This is a genomic window from Nesterenkonia halotolerans (genome assembly GCF_014874065.1).
GTDB lineage: Bacteria > Actinomycetota > Actinomycetes > Actinomycetales > Micrococcaceae > Nesterenkonia > Nesterenkonia halotolerans.
The window spans coordinates 444,472-461,186 of the sequence record NZ_JADBEE010000001.1; the positions used below are offsets into that span (position 1 = coordinate 444,472).

At 65.0% G+C, this 16,715-nt stretch carries 15 protein-coding genes; 10 read left to right on the forward strand and 5 right to left on the reverse strand.

From position 1 onward, the window contains the following. Window positions 1-111 precede the first annotated feature (111 nt). The gene (locus tag H4W26_RS01990) at window positions 112-855 is read left to right on the forward strand and encodes an MBL fold metallo-hydrolase (protein ID WP_192590502.1); all 744 of its coding nucleotides are present in this window, start codon (window positions 112-114) and stop codon (window positions 853-855) included. A 54-nt stretch (window positions 856-909) separates the two neighbouring features. Here the strand turns inward: H4W26_RS01990 and H4W26_RS01995 are convergent, their stop codons facing one another. After that, window positions 910-1,467: a flavin reductase family protein gene (locus H4W26_RS01995; RefSeq protein WP_192590503.1), complete on the reverse strand. Its 558-nt coding sequence runs from the start codon at window positions 1,465-1,467 to the stop codon at window positions 910-912. A 133-nt stretch (window positions 1,468-1,600) separates the two neighbouring features. Here H4W26_RS01995 and H4W26_RS02000 point away from each other — a divergent pair, with 133 nt between their 5' ends. Further along, window positions 1,601-3,124, forward strand: a complete 1,524-nt coding sequence (locus tag H4W26_RS02000; protein WP_192590504.1) for an acetyl-CoA hydrolase/transferase family protein — start codon at window positions 1,601-1,603, stop codon at window positions 3,122-3,124. After that, window positions 3,121-4,455: an ASCH domain-containing protein gene (locus H4W26_RS02005; protein ID WP_192590505.1), complete on the forward strand. Its 1,335-nt coding sequence runs from the start codon at window positions 3,121-3,123 to the stop codon at window positions 4,453-4,455. Before H4W26_RS02000 ends, H4W26_RS02005 begins: the two co-directional genes overlap by 4 nt. Window positions 4,456-4,494: 39 nt before the next feature. On the opposite strand, the gene H4W26_RS02010 is transcribed toward H4W26_RS02005, so the two are convergent. The 4 genes from H4W26_RS02010 to H4W26_RS02025 form a co-directional block, all read right to left on the reverse strand. Beyond that, window positions 4,495-4,869 carry a hypothetical protein gene (locus H4W26_RS02010; protein ID WP_192590506.1) on the reverse strand — a complete coding sequence of 125 codons (375 nt, stop codon included), beginning with the start codon at window positions 4,867-4,869 and terminating at the stop codon, window positions 4,495-4,497. 4 nt (window positions 4,870-4,873) lie between these two features. Next, window positions 4,874-5,521, reverse strand: a complete 648-nt coding sequence (locus H4W26_RS02015; RefSeq protein ID WP_192590507.1) for a hypothetical protein — start codon at window positions 5,519-5,521, stop codon at window positions 4,874-4,876. Window positions 5,522-5,681: 160 nt separating this feature from the next. Beyond that, window positions 5,682-6,560 (reverse strand): EamA family transporter, encoded by an 879-nt coding sequence (locus tag H4W26_RS02020; RefSeq protein WP_318779738.1) that lies wholly within the window; start codon window positions 6,558-6,560, stop codon window positions 5,682-5,684. Further along, complete coding sequence (locus H4W26_RS02025) at window positions 6,557-6,988, reverse strand: RDD family protein (protein ID WP_192590508.1); 432 nt, start codon at window positions 6,986-6,988, stop codon at window positions 6,557-6,559. The genes H4W26_RS02020 and H4W26_RS02025 overlap by 4 nt, the downstream gene beginning before the upstream one ends. A gap of 238 nt (window positions 6,989-7,226) precedes the next feature. Here H4W26_RS02025 and glnA point away from each other — a divergent pair, with 238 nt between their 5' ends. The 7 genes from glnA to H4W26_RS02060 all read left to right on the forward strand — a co-directional run bounded on the left by glnA (window position 7,227) and on the right by H4W26_RS02060 (window position 16,709). Then, window positions 7,227-8,651, forward strand: a complete 1,425-nt coding sequence (glnA, locus tag H4W26_RS02030; RefSeq protein WP_192590509.1) for a type I glutamate--ammonia ligase — start codon at window positions 7,227-7,229, stop codon at window positions 8,649-8,651. Between the two features lie 138 nt (window positions 8,652-8,789). Then, window positions 8,790-9,794: a LacI family DNA-binding transcriptional regulator gene (locus H4W26_RS02035; protein WP_192590510.1), complete on the forward strand. Its 1,005-nt coding sequence runs from the start codon at window positions 8,790-8,792 to the stop codon at window positions 9,792-9,794. A 103-nt stretch (window positions 9,795-9,897) separates the two neighbouring features. After that, window positions 9,898-11,178: an ABC transporter substrate-binding protein gene (locus tag H4W26_RS02040; protein WP_192590511.1), complete on the forward strand. Its 1,281-nt coding sequence runs from the start codon at window positions 9,898-9,900 to the stop codon at window positions 11,176-11,178. A gap of 79 nt (window positions 11,179-11,257) precedes the next feature. Beyond that, a complete protein-coding gene (locus tag H4W26_RS02045) occupies window positions 11,258-12,214 on the forward strand; it encodes a carbohydrate ABC transporter permease (protein WP_192590512.1) in 957 nt (318 codons plus the stop codon). Continuing rightward, the gene (locus H4W26_RS02050) at window positions 12,214-13,110 is read left to right on the forward strand and encodes a carbohydrate ABC transporter permease (RefSeq protein WP_192590513.1); all 897 of its coding nucleotides are present in this window, start codon (window positions 12,214-12,216) and stop codon (window positions 13,108-13,110) included. The genes H4W26_RS02045 and H4W26_RS02050 overlap by 1 nt, the downstream gene beginning before the upstream one ends. After that, window positions 13,111-15,279: an alpha-xylosidase gene (yicI, locus tag H4W26_RS02055; protein WP_192590514.1), complete on the forward strand. Its 2,169-nt coding sequence runs from the start codon at window positions 13,111-13,113 to the stop codon at window positions 15,277-15,279. It begins immediately after the preceding gene. Next, on the forward strand, window positions 15,276-16,709 hold the full coding sequence (locus tag H4W26_RS02060) for a GH1 family beta-glucosidase (RefSeq protein ID WP_192590515.1): 1,434 nt from the start codon (window positions 15,276-15,278) through the stop codon (window positions 16,707-16,709). Before yicI ends, H4W26_RS02060 begins: the two co-directional genes overlap by 4 nt. Window positions 16,710-16,715 lie beyond the last annotated feature (6 nt).

The window sequence follows — 16,715 nt, forward strand, 5'->3', positions numbered from 1 at the left end:
CAGGCAGGCACCGGACGTCACACCGGCCGCGGTGGCCTGCTTGACCAAGCAGTCCAGGACCCCCAGGATTGGTTTAATCCCCGTGCTCGTCGACCGAATGGAGTCTGCCCCATGATCACGCTTGACGTCGCCCCAGGCATTCATCGGGTCTCCGAAGCGAATGTGAACTGCTACGTCATCGAGGACCAGGAGGGCATCACCCTGGTCGACGCCGGGCTCCCGCGGATGTGGGAAGGCGTCATGGAGATCTTGAAGACCCGCCGCCGCATGCCCCATGAGGTCCAGGCGCTGGTGCTGACCCACGCGCACTTCGACCACATGGGATTCGCGCTGCGGGCCCAGCAGAGCCTCGGCATCCCGGTGATCGTGCATCACCAGGACGCATGGCTCGCCGCTCACCCATACCGCTACGCCACCGAGCGCAACCGGCTCCTCCACCCCTTCACGCATCCGCGGTCGCTGCCGCTGCTGGGGAAGATGGCAGTCTCTGGAGCCCTCAACGTCAAAGGGGTGCACGGGATGCAGCTCATGCCTGACGGTGTGATGCTCGAGATCCCAGGCAGCCCGGTCCCCGTGCATACCCCGGGACACACCGACGGGCACTGCATCCTGCACCTGCCGGATCGCCGCGCTGTGTTCACCGGCGACGCGCTCGTCACTCTCGACCCCTACACAGCCCAGACCGGGCCGCAGATCGTGGCCGGCGCGGCGACGAAGAACACCGCCGACGCCATGGACTCGCTGCGGGCCGTCGCGCTCACCGAGGCCCAGCATGTGCTGCCCGGACACGGGGAGGCCTGGCATGACGGCGCCGAGGCCGCAGTGGAGGCTGCTCGGAAGGTCGGGGCGCACTGAGCGCAGAGCACTCAAAGGGCACCGCAAACCCCGTGGGCGCCTTCACCCGGCGGGTCAGTTCGAGAAGTACTTCCACTTGGTCATGTGCTCGCGCAGATCGTGGAGCTCACCGTTGGTGGAGAAGGTGCCATTCCCGCGGTGGTGAAACTCGCTGGTCAACTCGGCGCCCGGTCTGATCCAGGCGGCCGTGGCGCGCAGCAGCCACAGCGAGTAGTCCTCCACCAGGGAGTCGTCCTCGACCTTGCACTCGATATTCGCCACACACTCCCCGATCAGCGGTGCCGCCACGCTGATTCCGGGCACCCGGGTCAGCCCGAAATGCTCCCACTTGTCCAGGTCATCCCCGGAGCAGTTCCCCACCTCCACAGTGGTCTGCATGAGCTCAGCCCCGGGAACCCCGATGACGCATTGCCGGCTCTTCTGCAGCGTGGCGAAGCTGGCGTCCCAGGTGCCCACGACCACCGCCAGAATCCCGTCGTGACGAACCGGCATGTTGAACGCGTTGGTCATGAGATTGTCACGGTCGCCATCGGAGGTGGAGATCAGCACCGTGGGCCCCGGCTCGATCAGCCGATAGGTGTCTCGAACCGGATAGGACTCGAAGGTGTCCATGGTGTTCCTTCCATGAGGACTCACATGCGGTCTGGAGCATCTCGCCGGAGGAACTCCACGCGGTGCCATGACACGTAGCGTAGCCCGGAGTCGCTGAATCGCAGCAGGGTCACCGGTCGCCTAGGCTGGGAAAATGAGTGCCGTTCCGAGTCGAATCACCTGCCCCACGCTGGCCACCAAGGTCACCACGGCCGCCGAGGCCGCCACCCACATCCACGATGGCGACCGGGTCGGCATGAGCGGGTTCACCGGCGCCGGGTACCCCAAGGCGGTGCCCGCCGCCCTGGCGGAGCGGGTCAAGGACGCCCACGATCGTGGCGAGGACTTCGGTATCGACCTGTGGACGGGCGCCTCCACCGCCCCCGAGCTGGACGGCGTGCTCGCCGAGGCCGGTGCCATCCGCAAGCGACTGCCCTTCCAGTCGGATCCCAGCCTGCGCGAGGCCATCAACACCGGTGAGACCGAATACGTGGACACCCACCTGAGCCACTCTGCTCAGCAGGCCTGGTTCGGCTTCTACGGCAACCTCAACGTCGCCGTCATCGAGGTCGCCGCGATCCTGCCCAACGGGCTCCTGGTCCCCGGCAGCTCGGTGGGCAACAACAAGACGTGGCTCCAGCTCGCCGACAAGGTCATCCTCGAGGTCAACGACTGGCATCCGCGCGCCTATGAGGGCTTCCACGACATCTATTACGGCACCAAGCTGCCCCCGGAGCGCCGCCCCATCCAGCTGACCGATCCGCTGCAGCGCATCGGTGACCCATACCTGCGCGTCGACCCGGAGAAGGTCGTCGCGGTGGTGCAGACCGACGCCCCGGACCGGAACCTGCCCTTCAAGCCCGCCGACGAGGCATCCAAAACGATGGCCTCGCATGTGGTGGACTTCCTGCGCCATGAGATCAACCATGGCCGGCTGCCGAAGAATCTTCTGCCGCTGCAGTCAGGGATCGGCAACGTGGCCAACGCGGTGATGGCCGAGCTGGCACACAGCGAGTTCGAGGACCTGCTGGCCTACACCGAGGTCATCCAGGACGGCATGCTGGATCTGATCGACACCGGCAAGCTCACCGCCGTCTCCGCCACCTCTTTCTCCCTCTCCGCGGAGCGGGCCGAACAGTTCAACGCCCGCGCTGAGGAGTACAAGGGAAGGATCCTGCTGCGCACCCAGGAGGTCTCCAACCACCCGGAGGCCATCCGGCGCCTCGGCGTGATCTCCATCAACGGCATGGTGGAGGCTGACATCTACGGCAACGTGAACTCCACCCACGTCATGGGCAGCTCCATTATCAACGGCATCGGCGGCTCCGGTGACTTCGCCCGCAACGCCTATCTGAACTTCTTCGTCTCAGGCTCGGTGGCCAAGGGCGGGGCGATCTCCTCGATCGTGCCCTTCGCCAGCCACATCGATCACACCGAGCATGACACCCAGATCCTGGTCACAGAGCAGGGTCTCGCGGACCTCCGCGGCCTCTCCCCTGCGGCCCGTGCCCGCACCATCATCGCCAACTGCGCCCACCCGGATTACCAGGACCTGCTGCAGGACTACTTCGACCGCGCCCTGGCGCAGAACCCGCGCGGCCGGCACACCCCGCATCTGCTGAGCGAGGCCCTGAGCTGGCACGGCAACTACCAGAGCACAGGCAGCATGAAGCCATGACCCCTGCGAACATCCGTGACCTCCCCGCCATGGAGCTTGGCGACGGCGAGCTTCGCACGGCGCTGACCACGGCCGTCATCGCCGGGGTGAAGACCATCACCACGAGCCTGCATCGTTCCTACCTGGCGGATTCCGAGCCGCTGCCCGTCCCGGGGCTCCAGCGCCTCGTGGGCCACGGGGACGAGAGCCTCGGCGTCGTCGAGGTGGTGGACGTGACGCTGGTGCCGCTGGGGGAGATCACCCAGGAGATCGCCCGCGGTGAGGGTGAGGGATTCGACTCTGTGCAGACCTGGCGCGAAGCGCATGAGCGTTTCTGGCGCAGCACGGGCGAGCTCAGCGAGGAGCGATGGGACCAGCGGGACCTCATCGTCGTCGAGCGCTTCCGCTGGCTCGCCGAGCATGCGCTGGTCCCGACCCCGGAGCCGCGCCGGGTCGGGATCGTGGTCACCGATGACTACTCGGAAGCTCCCGACCGGGACACCGCTCCGCTGATCGCGCAGCTGCAGCTGCTCGGGATCGCGGCCGAGCCGGTCATCTGGCACGAGTGGACCCCTCACCCGGAGTATGACCTGTTGGTCATCCGCACCCCGTGGAACTACTCCTCGCGCCCCGCAGAGTTCCTGCGCTGGCTGGACCGGGCTGAGGAGCAGGTCCAGGTGCTCAACTCTCCGGCGCTGATCCGCTGGAACCTGGACAAGGTCTACCTGCGCGAGCTCGAGACCGAGGGGATCGCCGCCGTGCCCACCCAGTGGGCCGACGACGACGCAGCACTCCGCCGCGGCCTGGCCACCCACGTCGAGGGATGGGTCGTGATCAAGCCGACCATCTCCGCCGGGTCCTTCGACACCGGGCTGCTGCGCGCGGACTCCGCCGCGGCGATGGCCCTGGGTGAGCGAATTCTGGCCCGCGGTCTGACGGTCATGATTCAGCCCGAGATCCCAGAGCTCAGCGAGGGCCGGGAGAAGGCGCTGTACTTCATCGACGGGCATCACACGCACTCCATCGCCAAGGGGGCGCTGCTGGCTCGCGGCGGCGGACTGCGTGGGGGCAGCTACCAGGAAGATCCGCAGCTGGTGGAGGCCACCGCGACCGAGGTGGACTTCGGGGAGCGTGTGCTGGCGGCCGCGGGACGGCGCACCGAGACGCCCATGCCGCTCTACGGTCGAGTCGATCTGGTGGATTCCGCGGAGTTCGGCACCGTGCTGCTGGAGGCCGAGCTCTTCGAGCCTGCGCTGAATCTGCACCTGGCTCCTTCGACGGCGCTCGCGCTGGCCCGCAGCATCGAGACTCGGCTTTCCGAGCACCAGTCAGCGGGCATCATCATCAGCTGATGTGCCTCAACTGATCATGAGGGTCGCCAGAGGTGCGAGTCAGCTGATCGCGGCGAGCACTGCCACCCCGATGAGTCCGACCGCTCCGGCCCAGATGTAGCTTGCCAGGGTGCCGATGATGAAACGTTCGGTGGCCTTCGCACGGTGCTCCGCCTTCCAGGCGCGCAGCTCGGGGTAACGACCGAGCCCCTTGATCGCGAGCACCACCGCGATGGCCTCTGGGTAGCCGGCGAACACCGCGCCGGTGATGGCGAGGCGTTCCAGGATGCCGATCCAGGTTCCGCCGCGCAGGATGCCGGGACCGTAGCCCTCTGGCTCCACCCGGCGCAGCAGCAGGCCGACCAGGGCAGCGCCGAGCAGGGCCGAGACTCCCAGTGCCAGCAGCACCACGGCGGTGATCCACAGCCACGTCATGGTCTCAGTCCTCCTTCTCCGGCAGGGGCGTGACCCTCCACCCGGGCTCCCCCGCTGCGGCGGTGACCAGAGCATGGACCACCGGGCGGGCGCGTCGTTCCTCCTCGAGCATGGCAGAGCGCGCGCGCTGGCTCACGGCCGACACGGTGATGCCCAGCGCCGCGGCGATCTCCGCGCGGCTGCGGCCTGCGGCGGTGAGGTCAGCGACCTCCCAACCGGTCTCGGCGCGGCGCCGCAGGACTCCCCCGATCAGCTGGAGCACGGCGGTGGCGGCCACGGCGGCGTCGGCGTCCTCTCCCTGGACCACCAGAGGCACTGGTTCGGTGCGACCGCGGGCTCGTTCCACGGCGTGGCGCGCATGGATGAAGGCGCCGCCGGAGCTGGCCCGTGCGCTGGAACCCAGCGGCTGATCCACCGGGCCGGCCCCTATGCCCACGGCCCACTGTTCCGTGCGGCACAGCTGCAGAGCCAGGTCGACGGCGGCCTCCGCGCTGCCCAGCAGGATCTGCACCTCGTCGCCCACGGTGCGCTCCAGCGGCAGCACGATCTGCTCGCGCCACTGTGCACTCCAGCCGGCGAGCTCACTCAGCAGCTCATCGACCCGTTCCCCGGATTCGGTGCTGCGATGCTGGTCTGCGGTAAGAACGAACATGCAAGCAGGCTACAGCCTTCAATATGGTCATTCAAGGTTACAGCCTGGAAAGAGTTGTTTTCAGGATGCAGGCTGCACGTTCTCGGCTTCTCCGTTGGGGGGCGGCTTCTACGAGCATCTAGGGCCTAGAACGCACTCAACTACTCGTAGAATCCGCCGCTCAACGCGGGCGGCGCTCTCCCCCGCCCAGGGTCAGCGCATTGCTGAGCACCACCAGCAGGATTCCCACCCAGGCCACCGCTGGGAGCAGCTGGTGAAGGAACACTGCGCCGATCAGAGCTGCGAAGAGCGGGTGCAGGGACATCCCGAGGCCGAAGATCACCGGGCTGATGTGCCGCAGCACGATCAGGTCCAGCGAGTACGGCACCACCGAGGCCAGGACCCCGGCCACCGCTGCGAACAGGAAGGCCTCCAGGGGCGGCTGCAGGTGCCAGACGACGACGGCGGCGATCGGCACCAGGCCCAGTGCCGAGATCGCGGTGCCCATCGCCACACCCTGGACACCGTCGAGGCGTTGACCCACGACGCGATTGGTCAGGATGTATCCGGCCCAGCAGCCGGCCGCGAGCACGGCGAAGCCCAGCCCGAGCAGATCGCTGGTGGGTCCGGGCCGGGTCAGCAGCACGACCCCGATCAGAGCCATCACGGCACAGACGCCATCGCGGAGGCGCCGGGAGGCCAGCACCGCAACGGCCAGTGGTCCCAGGAACTCGATGGTGACGGCGGTGCCGAGACCCACGCGCTCCAGTGCGGCATAGAGCGCCGTGTTCATGCCGGCGAAGAACAGCGCGAGCAGCAGCACCGGGGACCACTGGCTGCGCGTGAAGCGCCAGAACCTGGGACGCGTCAGTGCCAGCAGGACTGTGGAGGCGACCACCTGACGCACGGCGACCACACCGACCGGGGTGAGACCGGTGAAAGCCAGCGAGCCGACGGCGGCCCCGAACTGAGTGCTCACCGCGCTGGCGCTGATCACCGCCAGCCCGCGTCCCGGGCGGTCGACCAGACGACTCACCCGGGGAGGAGGGGTCGCGCTCACATCCGCAGCTGGACGGTGCCAGCTGCCCGATCGTGAGCGCCGCGACCGTCGGAACCCATGATGATGGCGGGAAGGATCAGCATCAGCAGCAGCGTGCGGACGGTGGACCAGAGCGGACCCGGGATGCTGTTCCCACGCACTACCTGGATGCGCATCAGCCGCTTCCCCACGGTCACGCCCAACAGGCCGATGAAGAGGATCTCGGTGGCGGCGAAGACGCCCAGGGTCACCAGTTCATTGCCATCGAACCAGGTCAGCGAGATCAGCAGGGCCAGGCCCCAATCGATGAACAGGGCGATGATCCGTTGGCTCCAGGGAGCCATGCTGCCCGGCCCGGTCTCTGGCAGACCCAGCTGTTCGCCCGCCCATCGCGGCTCGCCGGGGTCTGCGCCGGCTCCGGGTGAGCGCGCGCCGTCGTTCTTCGCCACAGGTCTCCTTGTGCACGGGATATGAGAAGGTGATGTAGAGCATGTCGCCGCGCGACGACGGCCCCGGTCAGTCTATTCCTCCGGCCAGGCGCCCTCGTCACCGGCTCCATGAGCAAGTTAAGTTACATGACCGAAACATTTGCGTGATGGCCGGGAAATGCCTGGCCCATAGCGTAGAGCAGAGCGTTCACCACTGTTACGCGCGCAAGCCCAGACACCTGACGAGGAGCACGGACGTATGTTCACAAGCCCTGATGAAGTTCTGAAGTTCATCGAGAAAGAGGACATCGCATTCGTCGATGTTCGATTCACCGACCTTCCCGGTCTTCAGCACCACTTCAATGTCCCGGCCAAGACCGTTGACCTCGACTTCTTTGAGAACGGGCAGCTCTTCGACGGCTCCTCCATCCGTGGATTCCAGGGCATCGCCGAATCCGACATGCAGCTCATCCCCGATGTGGCCACCGCCTTCGTCGATGAGTACCGCGCCGAGAAGACCCTGGTGATGACCTTCTCGATCGTGAACCCGCGCACCGGTGAGCCCTACGCCCGCGACCCCCGCGGCGTGGCGCAGAAGGCTGAGGAGTACCTCGAGGCCTCCGGCATCGCCGACACCGCATTCTTCGCCCCCGAGGCAGAGTTCTTCCTCTTCGACGATGTGAAGTGGCAGTCCAGCCCCGACGCCTCCTTCTACTCCCTGGATTCCGATGAGGCCTCCTGGCAGTCCTCTGAGGAGATCCCCGGCGGAAACCTCGGCCACAAGATGGGCCACAAGGGTGGTTACTTCCCCGTGAGCCCGCAGGACAAGAGCGCCGACCTGCGCGACGCGATCTGCGTGGCGCTGGACGCCGTCGGCCTTGAGGTCGAGCGCTCCCACCACGAGGTCGCCGGCCCCGGTCAGCAGGAGATCAACTACAAGTTCAACACGCTGACCCACGCTGCCGATGACCTGATGAAGTTCAAGTACATCGTGAAGAACACCGCGGACCAGTTCGGCAAGTCCGCGACCTTCATGCCGAAGCCGGTCTTCGGCGAGAACGGCTCCGGCATGCACTGCCACCAGTCGCTCTGGACCGACGGCAAGCCGCTGTTCTTCGATGAGAAGGGCTACGCCAACCTCTCCGACACCGCTCGCTGGTACATCGGCGGCCTGCTCAAGCACGCCTCGGCAGTGCTGGCCTTCACCAACCCGACCGTGAACTCCTACAAGCGCCTGGTGAAGGGCTATGAGGCCCCGGTCAACATGGTGTACTCGCAGGGCAACCGCTCCGCGGCAATCCGCATCCCGATCACCGGCTCGAACCCGAAGGCCAAGCGCCTCGAGTTCCGCGCACCGGATCCTTCCTCGAACCCCTACCTGGCGTTCGCAGCCCAGCTCATGGCTGGCCTGGACGGCATCCGCAACCGGATCGAGCCCGCTGACCCGGTGGACAAGGATCTCTACGAGCTGCCCGCTGAGGAGCTCGCCGATATCCAGAAGGCTCCCGGCTCGCTGGAAGAGGCACTCGACGCCCTCGAGGGCGACTTCGAGTTCCTGCTCGAAGGCGGCGTGTTCACCGAGGACCTGATCAAGGCTTGGATCGAATACAAGCGTGAAGAAGAGATCGCACCGCTGAACCTGCGGCTGAACCCCTACGAGTTCGAGCTGTACTACTCGGTCTGATCCCCCGCTGAATCTCAGCATAAGAGGCCCCGCACCAGCTCCTGGTGCGGGGCCTCTTTCGTCTGATCTCAAAAACTATTGCCAGACTCGAAGCGCTTCGAATATGATCTACATCACGCACACTCGGAGGGAGGTTATATGGCCACGATCAAAGATGTCGCCGACGCAGCCGGCGTCTCGATCAGCACGGTGTCCTACGCACTGAGCGGCAAGCGCTCGATCGCCGAGAAGACTCGGCAGCGCATCATGGACGTCATCACGGAACTGGACTATAACCCCCATTTCGGGGCCAAGGTGCTGGCGGGCGACAAGACTCATCTGATCGCGCTGAGCGCCCCGCTGCACGAAGACGGCCACCTCCCCACCCACATGCGCTTCGTCACCGAAGTCATCCGAGCCGCCAGAAAGCACGACTACGACGTCGTCATGCTCGCCACTGACGACGAGGTCAAAGGCATCAAGCGGGTGGCAGCGTCCTCGATCGTCGATGGTGTCGTCAGCATGGGCGTCACCACGGGTGACGAACGACTGGCCCTGCTGCGCCAGCTGAAGCTTCCCGGCTCTTTCATCGGCATTCCGGAGCAGATGAAGGACTACGCCTACGTCGACCTGGACTTCGCGGCGGCGGCCCGAGACTGTATCGGGCGGCTCGCGGGGCTCGGTCATCACACGGTCGGGCTGGTCGGACACCCCTATGGCTACGTCAACCGCCACTCCGGCTTCATCGAGCGCTTCGACTCCGCTCTGCAGGAAGAGGCGAAGAAGCGCGACGTGCAGATCATCACCCAGTGGGCGGGCCTCGAGCGCGGCTCAGGCAGGAAGGCACTCGACGCTCTCCTGAGCCAGGTCCCCGACCTCAGTGCCGTCATCTTCCACTGCAATGAACCTGTGGTCGAGGAGGTCGAACGCCGCGTGCGTGAACTTGACCTCCGGGTGCCGGAGCAGATCTCGCTGTTTGCTGCCGCGGCGAGCTACGACCCCGCATCCCTCGAGATTCCGCTCAGCGGCATCTCGCTGCCCATCGAAGAGATGTGCACCGTTGCCGTGGAGACGACCATGCGCGTGATCAACGGCCTTCCGCCCGCCGAACCGGTCCTGCTGCAACCCAAGTTCATCGATCGCGGATCGCTGCATAAGAGATAGCTCCCCGCATACTCCTTCAGAGCTTTTCGTCACCATTATCGAAACGCTTCGACACACCATTAGAAACTCAAGCAAACAGATCACTGTGGAAGGTGAAAGAGACATGACACTTCGACGTTCAGCCGGCGTACTCGGCATCACGGCAATGAGCATCGCGATGCTCTCGGGCTGCTCTCAGGGCGAAGACCGGGCCGGCGAGTCCCTGAAGCTCTGGCACTACGAGAACGAGACCTCCGCGATGGGCATTGCCTGGGATCGCGCCATCGAGATCTTCGAGGAAGAGACCGGCGTCCCCGTGGAGTTCGAGGAGCGCAGCTTCGAACAGATTCGCCAGACCGCGAGCCAGGTCATCAACTCCGATGAAGCTCCGGACATCTTGGAATACAACAAGGGCAACGCCACCGCTGGACTTCTCGCCAGCCAGGGTCTGCTGGAACCCCTCGACGGCGCCGTCGAAGAATACGGGTGGGACTCCAAGCTCGCGGAGTCGCTGCAGACCACCTCCCGCTACGACGAGGACGGGGTCATGGGATCCGGCTCATGGTACGGAATCCCCACCTACGGCGAGTTCACGATGATGTATTACAACACCGAGATGCTTGACGAATACGGCCTGGAAGTTCCAGAGACCGTGGAGGAGCTCGAGTCCGTGATGCAGGCCTTCGTCGACGAGGGAGTCACTCCCCTGGCGCAGGCAGCCAGCGAATACCCGCTGGGCCAGCTCTGGTACCAGCTCGCCCTGACACAGGCCGACCAGCAGTGGGTCAATGACTTCCAGATCTACGAAAACCCGGTCGACTTCGAAGGCCCAGAGCTGGCGTATGCGTCCGAGACCCTCGACGAGTGGCTGGATGATGGCTACATCTCCGAGGACTCCACCGGCCTGACCGCGGAGGACGCAGGAACCGCGTTCATCAACGGCACCTATCCGATGTTCTTCTCCGGGAGCTGGTGGTACGGCCGGTTCCTCGAAGAGGTCGACCAGGACTGGGAGACCGCACTCTTCCCGAACGAGGGAATGTCCCCGGGCTCCTCCGGCAACCTCTGGGTGGTGCCTGAGGCGTCGCAGAACAAGGACCTTGCCTACGAGTTCATCGACATCACGCTGCGCGCCGAGATCCAGGCACTGATGGGCAACAGCGGAGGCGTCCCAGTGGCCGCCGAGGAAGCCGACATCACGGATGAGGAATCTCTCGCGCTGGTCGAGAACTTCAACACTCTCCTGGACCGTGACGGCCTTGCGTTCTACCCGGACTGGCCGACCCCCACCTTCTACGACGATCTCAACGCCGGGCTGCAGGGCCTTGTCAATGGCGGACTTGATCCGGACGCCATGAACGCCCAGATCGCCGAAGACTACGAGTCCGGCATTCCGCAGGACTGATCCCCCTGTCACAACGAGGACCCGCTGTCGTGCCTCCGCCTGGCGGAGTGGACGACAGCGGGTCAATGGGAGGAGTCCTATGACAACCCTGGAAAGAGAAACGTCAGAAGCGACCAGGCCACTGCCGCGCCACCGCGGTGTGGTCGGCGGTCGAAGCTACTGGTGGTACCTGCTGCCCGGATTCGCGCTGCTCGCCATCGTGATCATCGTGCCGCTGGGATGGAACATCTATCTCAGCTTCACCGACTATCGCGGCGTGGTGTCGCCCCAATGGATCGGCCTGGAGAACTGGACTCGACTGCTGGGGGACGCGACGTTCTGGCTGTCCTTCAGAAACAGCATCGCGATGATCATCGCCATGGTTCTCGTTCCGACGCTTGTCGGCCTGGTGCTCGCGGCTGCACTCTTCGATGTGATCGGCCGCAAGTTCGGTTCGAAGCTCGCCAGCTTCCTGCGCGCCACCTACTACCTGCCGCAGATCATCCCCGCTGTCGTGGCCGCCATCGTCATCGGCTGGATCCTCCGGTCCGAGAACGGGGCGCTGAACGAACTGCTGGGAATGGTCGGGCTCGGCTCCCTCGAGCGCAACTGGCTCGGTGACCCGAGCACTGCACTGATCAGCATCATGGCGGTGCTGGTCTGGGTTCAGATCGGCTATCCCGTGGTGATCTTCATGGCCGCCCTGGAACGGGTGGACCCCGAGCTGTACGAGGCAGCCGAGGTCGACGGCGCGGGCTGGTTCCGGCGCTTCCATGCGATCACGCTCCCGCAGATTCGCCCAGAGACGTTCGTGGTCGCACTGACCTGCACGATCGCAGCACTGAAGGTGTTCGCGCCGGTCTACGCACTCACCGGTGGAGGTCCCAACAACGCGACGATCGTTCCCAGCTACTACACCTATAGCCAGTTCTTCCAGAGCCAGCAGGTCGGATACGGAGCGACCATCGCCACCGCCCTCACCATCGTCATCCTCGCGGTCTCGATCCTGTTCGTCGTGGCACAAACCCGCTCCGAGCGAGCAGATCAGGGGCACTGATGCAGACCACCATCGAAACTCCAAAGACCAGTTCGGGGACTCCCGAGCCTGCGCCGAAGTTCAAGAAGACCAGCCGCCGGTCTTTGGGAGACTGGATCGTGCTCGCCGCCATCGTGGCGTTCGCGTTGGCAGTGGTCTTTCCTTTCATCGTCATCCTGATCAATTCCTTCAAGTCGCCGACCGACTATGCCACGGGCAGTCCGCTGTCGCTGCCGACCTCGATCTACCTGGACGGGATCACCACCTTCTGGGAGAGGGTGAACTTCCCGGAGAAGGTCTGGAACAGCTTCTTCATCGCAGGAGTCGTCGCAGTGCTCGCCGTGGTGATCTCCGTGCTCAACGCCTACGCGATCGGGATCGGAAGGGTCAAAGGACGGGTCTCACTGATCCTGCTCTTCCTGCTGGCGAACATGCTGCCGCAGGAGGTGCTCCTGTACCCGCTGTACACGATCTTCCGCACCATCGGGCTGTACGACAACGTGTGGTCAGTGATCATCACCTTCGTCGTGATCCAGAGCGCCTTCGGCACCTATCTGCTGTCCTCGGTCTTCGGCACATTCCCCAAAGAGATCCTCGAGGCAGCGGCTATCGACGGTTCGGGACGGTGGCGGACCCTGTGGTCGGTGGTCGTGCCGATCAGCTGGCCGACCCTCGGCGTGCTGATGGTCTTCTTCTTCATCTGGACCTGGAACGAATTCCTGATTCCGCTGACCTTCTTGATCAGCAACGCCAACCAGACGGTTCCGGTGGCGATCACAGCCCTGCAGGGCGATCGACTCATGGATGTCACCACGACCAGCGCCTCAGCGCTGCTGGGCATGATCCCCACGCTCATCTTCTTTCTCATCTTCCAGCGCACCCTCACCCGAGGAATCACGGCAGGAGCAGTCAAGTAAATGAAGTTCACAGATGGATTCTGGCAAGTCCGCCCAGGCGTGGATGCCCTCTACGGACGAGAGGCCTACGAGGCCTGGACCGAGGCGAAGACGATAAAGGTCACCGTGCCCACCAAGGTGATCGAGGGGCGCGGTGACACGCTGAATCGCCCGGTCCTCACCGTCACTCTGACCTCGCCCCTGCCAGGCATCATCGGCGTGACGGTGGAGCACCACCAGGGCCGGAGGAAGGAGCTCTCCTTCGACCTGCCAGGCGCTGAGGCCGGTCATGGCAAGGCCACCGTCGACGACGGCGTCGCCCGCCTGGTCAGTGGCGACATCACCGCTGAGGTCTCACTCGGCGCCGCGTGGGACCTGCGCTTCATCGACACCTCGACGGGCAAGATCCTCACCTCCAGCAAGGACAAGGCGCTGGGCTACATGCGGCTGGACCCGGACGCCCAGGTGGACCGGGGCCCGGTGGGCAACGGACGCGAGCGCAGCACCCGATTCACCTCGGACACCTATGTCCATGAACAGCTGAGCCTGGGAGTCGGGGAGCTCGTCTACGGCCTCGGTGAGCGATTCGGGCCGGTGGTGCGCAACGGGCAGACCATCGACATCTGGAACGCCGACGGCGGGACCTCCAGTGAGCAGTCCTATAAGAACGTCCCGTTCTATCTGACGAACCGCGGCTACGGCGTCTTCGTGAACCACCCCGGCCATGTCTCGTTCGAGGTCGGCTCCGAGGCGGTGGAACGCGTGCAGCTCTCGGTGCCGGGCGAACGGGTCGAATACTTCGTGATCAACGGGGGCGCACCCGCCGGGGTGCTGGAACGCTACACGGCCCTGACCGGCCGGCCGCCGGAGGTCCCGGAGTGGTCCTACGGGCTGTGGCTCTCCACGAGCTTCACCACCGACTACGACGAGGACACGGTCAACCAGTTCATCGACGGGATGGACGCTCGAAACATCCCGCTGAGCGTGTTCCACTTCGACTGCTTCTGGATGCGCGAGTTCAACTGGTGCGATTTTGAATGGGATCCCCGGGTCTTCCCTGAACCCGAGGCGATGCTGAAGCGACTCCATGACCGTGGACTGAAGGTCTCGCTGTGGATCAACCCCTATATCGCCCAGCGATCCCCTCTCTTCGCCGAGGCTATGGAGAACGGATACCTGGTCAAGCGTCCCGACGGCGACGTGTGGCAGTGGGATCTGTGGCAACCCGGCATGGGGCTGGTGGACTTCACGAACCCAGGCGCCGTCGAATGGTACAAATACCATCTGCGCCGGCTGGTCCACCAGGGGGTCGACTGCTTCAAGACAGACTTCGGCGAGAGGATCCCGGTGGAGGTCGACTACTTCGACGGCTCCTCCCCCGAACGCATGCACAACTACTACACCCACCTCTTCAACACCGCGGTCTTCGAGGTCTTGGAAGAGACGCACGGGTCCGGGGAAGCGGTGGTCTTCGCACGCTCCGCGACCGCGGGGGGTCAGAGCATGCCGGTCCACTGGGGTGGGGATTCCACCTCGACCTTCGAATCCATGGCGGAGACGCTGCGTGGCGGTCTCTCCCTTGCCATGAGCGGCTTCAGCTACTGGAGCCACGACATCGGCGGGTTCGAAGGCACCGCGGCGCCCGCAGTGTTCAAGCGCTGGGTGGCGTTCGGGCTCCTGTCCAGCCACAGTCGACTCCACGGGTCCGAGAGCTACCGCGTGCCGTGGCTCTTCGATCAGGCAGACGGCACAGCGGAGGAGCACCCCGAGAGTGCCGTTTCGGTGACCCGCAAGTTCGCCGAGCTGAAGCGCTCCCTCACCCCCTATCTGCTTCAGGCGGGTCGCACCGCCGCAGCAGTGGGGACGCCTATCCTCAGACCCATGCAACTGGCTTTTCCCATGGACCCCGCGGTGGCCTACCTCGACCGGCAGTACATGCTCGGGCCGGATCTGCTGGTCGCCCCGGTGATGCAGGAGGACGGGACCGTCGAGTTCTACCTTCCGCAGGGCCGTTGGACACAGCTGCTCACCGGCGAGACCGTCGAGGGCGGTCGCTGGCTGACGCAGCGGCACGGCTTCGACTCTCTGCCGCTCTATGTCCGCGAGGGCGCCACACTCGCGGTACGAGCCGGGGAGTCGGAACAGTCCATGCACATCGCACCCGAGATCACGGTGGAGGTTCACCCATGACCGAATATTCAGCAGACTTCAGGGATTCTGGACTGATCTTTCCGGAGGAGTTTCTCCTGGGCTCAGCCACAGCCTCCTACCAGGTGGAGGGCGCCTTCGACGTGGGCGGGCGAGGACCCTCGATCTGGGACACGTTCAGCAAGACCCCGGGCAAGGTGCTCAACGGGGACACGGGCGACGTCGCCGTGGACCACTACCACCGTGTCGAAGAGGACCTTGACCTCATGGCGGAGCTGGGCCTCGAGGCCTACCGCTTCTCGATCGCGTGGCCCAGGATTCAACCCCTCGGGACCGGTCCAGCGCTGTCCGAAGGACTCGGCTTCTACGACAAACTGGTCGATGGGCTGCTGCAACGCGGCATTCGACCGATCGCCACCCTCTACCACTGGGACCTGCCCCAGGCGCTGGAGAACCTCGGCGGGTGGCCACGACGTGAGACGGCCGAGAAGTTCGCAGACTACGCGGAACTCGTGGGGGCGGCCCTGGGTGACCGGGTGAGCATGTGGACCACGCTGAATGAACCATGGTGCTCGGCCTACCTGGGCTACGGCTCCGGCGCCCACGCCCCCGGCAGGACCGACCCGGTATCCGCGCTGCAGTCGGTGCACCATCTGAATCTGGCCCACGGCCTGGCGATCCAGCGGCTGCGAAGTGTGGCGACCAATGACCCGGAGTTCTCGGTGACGCTGAACTTCCATTCCATCCGCGCTGCAGATGAGAATTCCCATGACGCGGTCAGGAGGGTCGATGCCCTGGCCAACCGGGCCTTCACGCATCCGATGCTCCGCGGTGAATACCCGGCAGATCTGCTGGAAGACACGGCTGAACTGACTGATTGGTCCTTCGTCTACAGCGGCGACCTCAAGGAGATCTCCCAACCCCTGGACATGCTGGGCGTCAACTACTACTCGACCACCACCGTGCGGCAATGGGACGGCAGCACCGCCAAACAGAGCAACGACGGCCATAAGGACATGGGCGGATCTGCCTGGCCCGGTGCCGATGATGTGGAGTTCATCCAACAGCCCGGTCCTTACACCGCCATGGGGTGGAACATCGCCCCCGAGGCGCTGGAGGAGCTGCTGGTCTCACTCAGCCAAGAGTTCCCGGGGCTTCCGTTGATGGTGACCGAGAATGGGGCGGCATTCGAGGACGAGGTGATCGACGGCGCGGTCCACGACACCGAGCGGACGGACTATATCCGCCGGCATCTCAGCGCCGCGCACCGCGCGATGGCCCGTGGCGTGGATCTGCGCGGGTATCAGGTGTGGTCCCTGCTGGACAACTATGAGTGGGGCTACGGCTACTCCAAGCGGTTCGGAATAGTCCGCGTGGACTACGACACCCTGGAGCGGCTTCCGAAGGACAGTGCCCGGTGGTACTCAGAGCTCATCCAGACTCGCACACTGCCTCCGGTGCCCGGCGTGTGAAGCGCG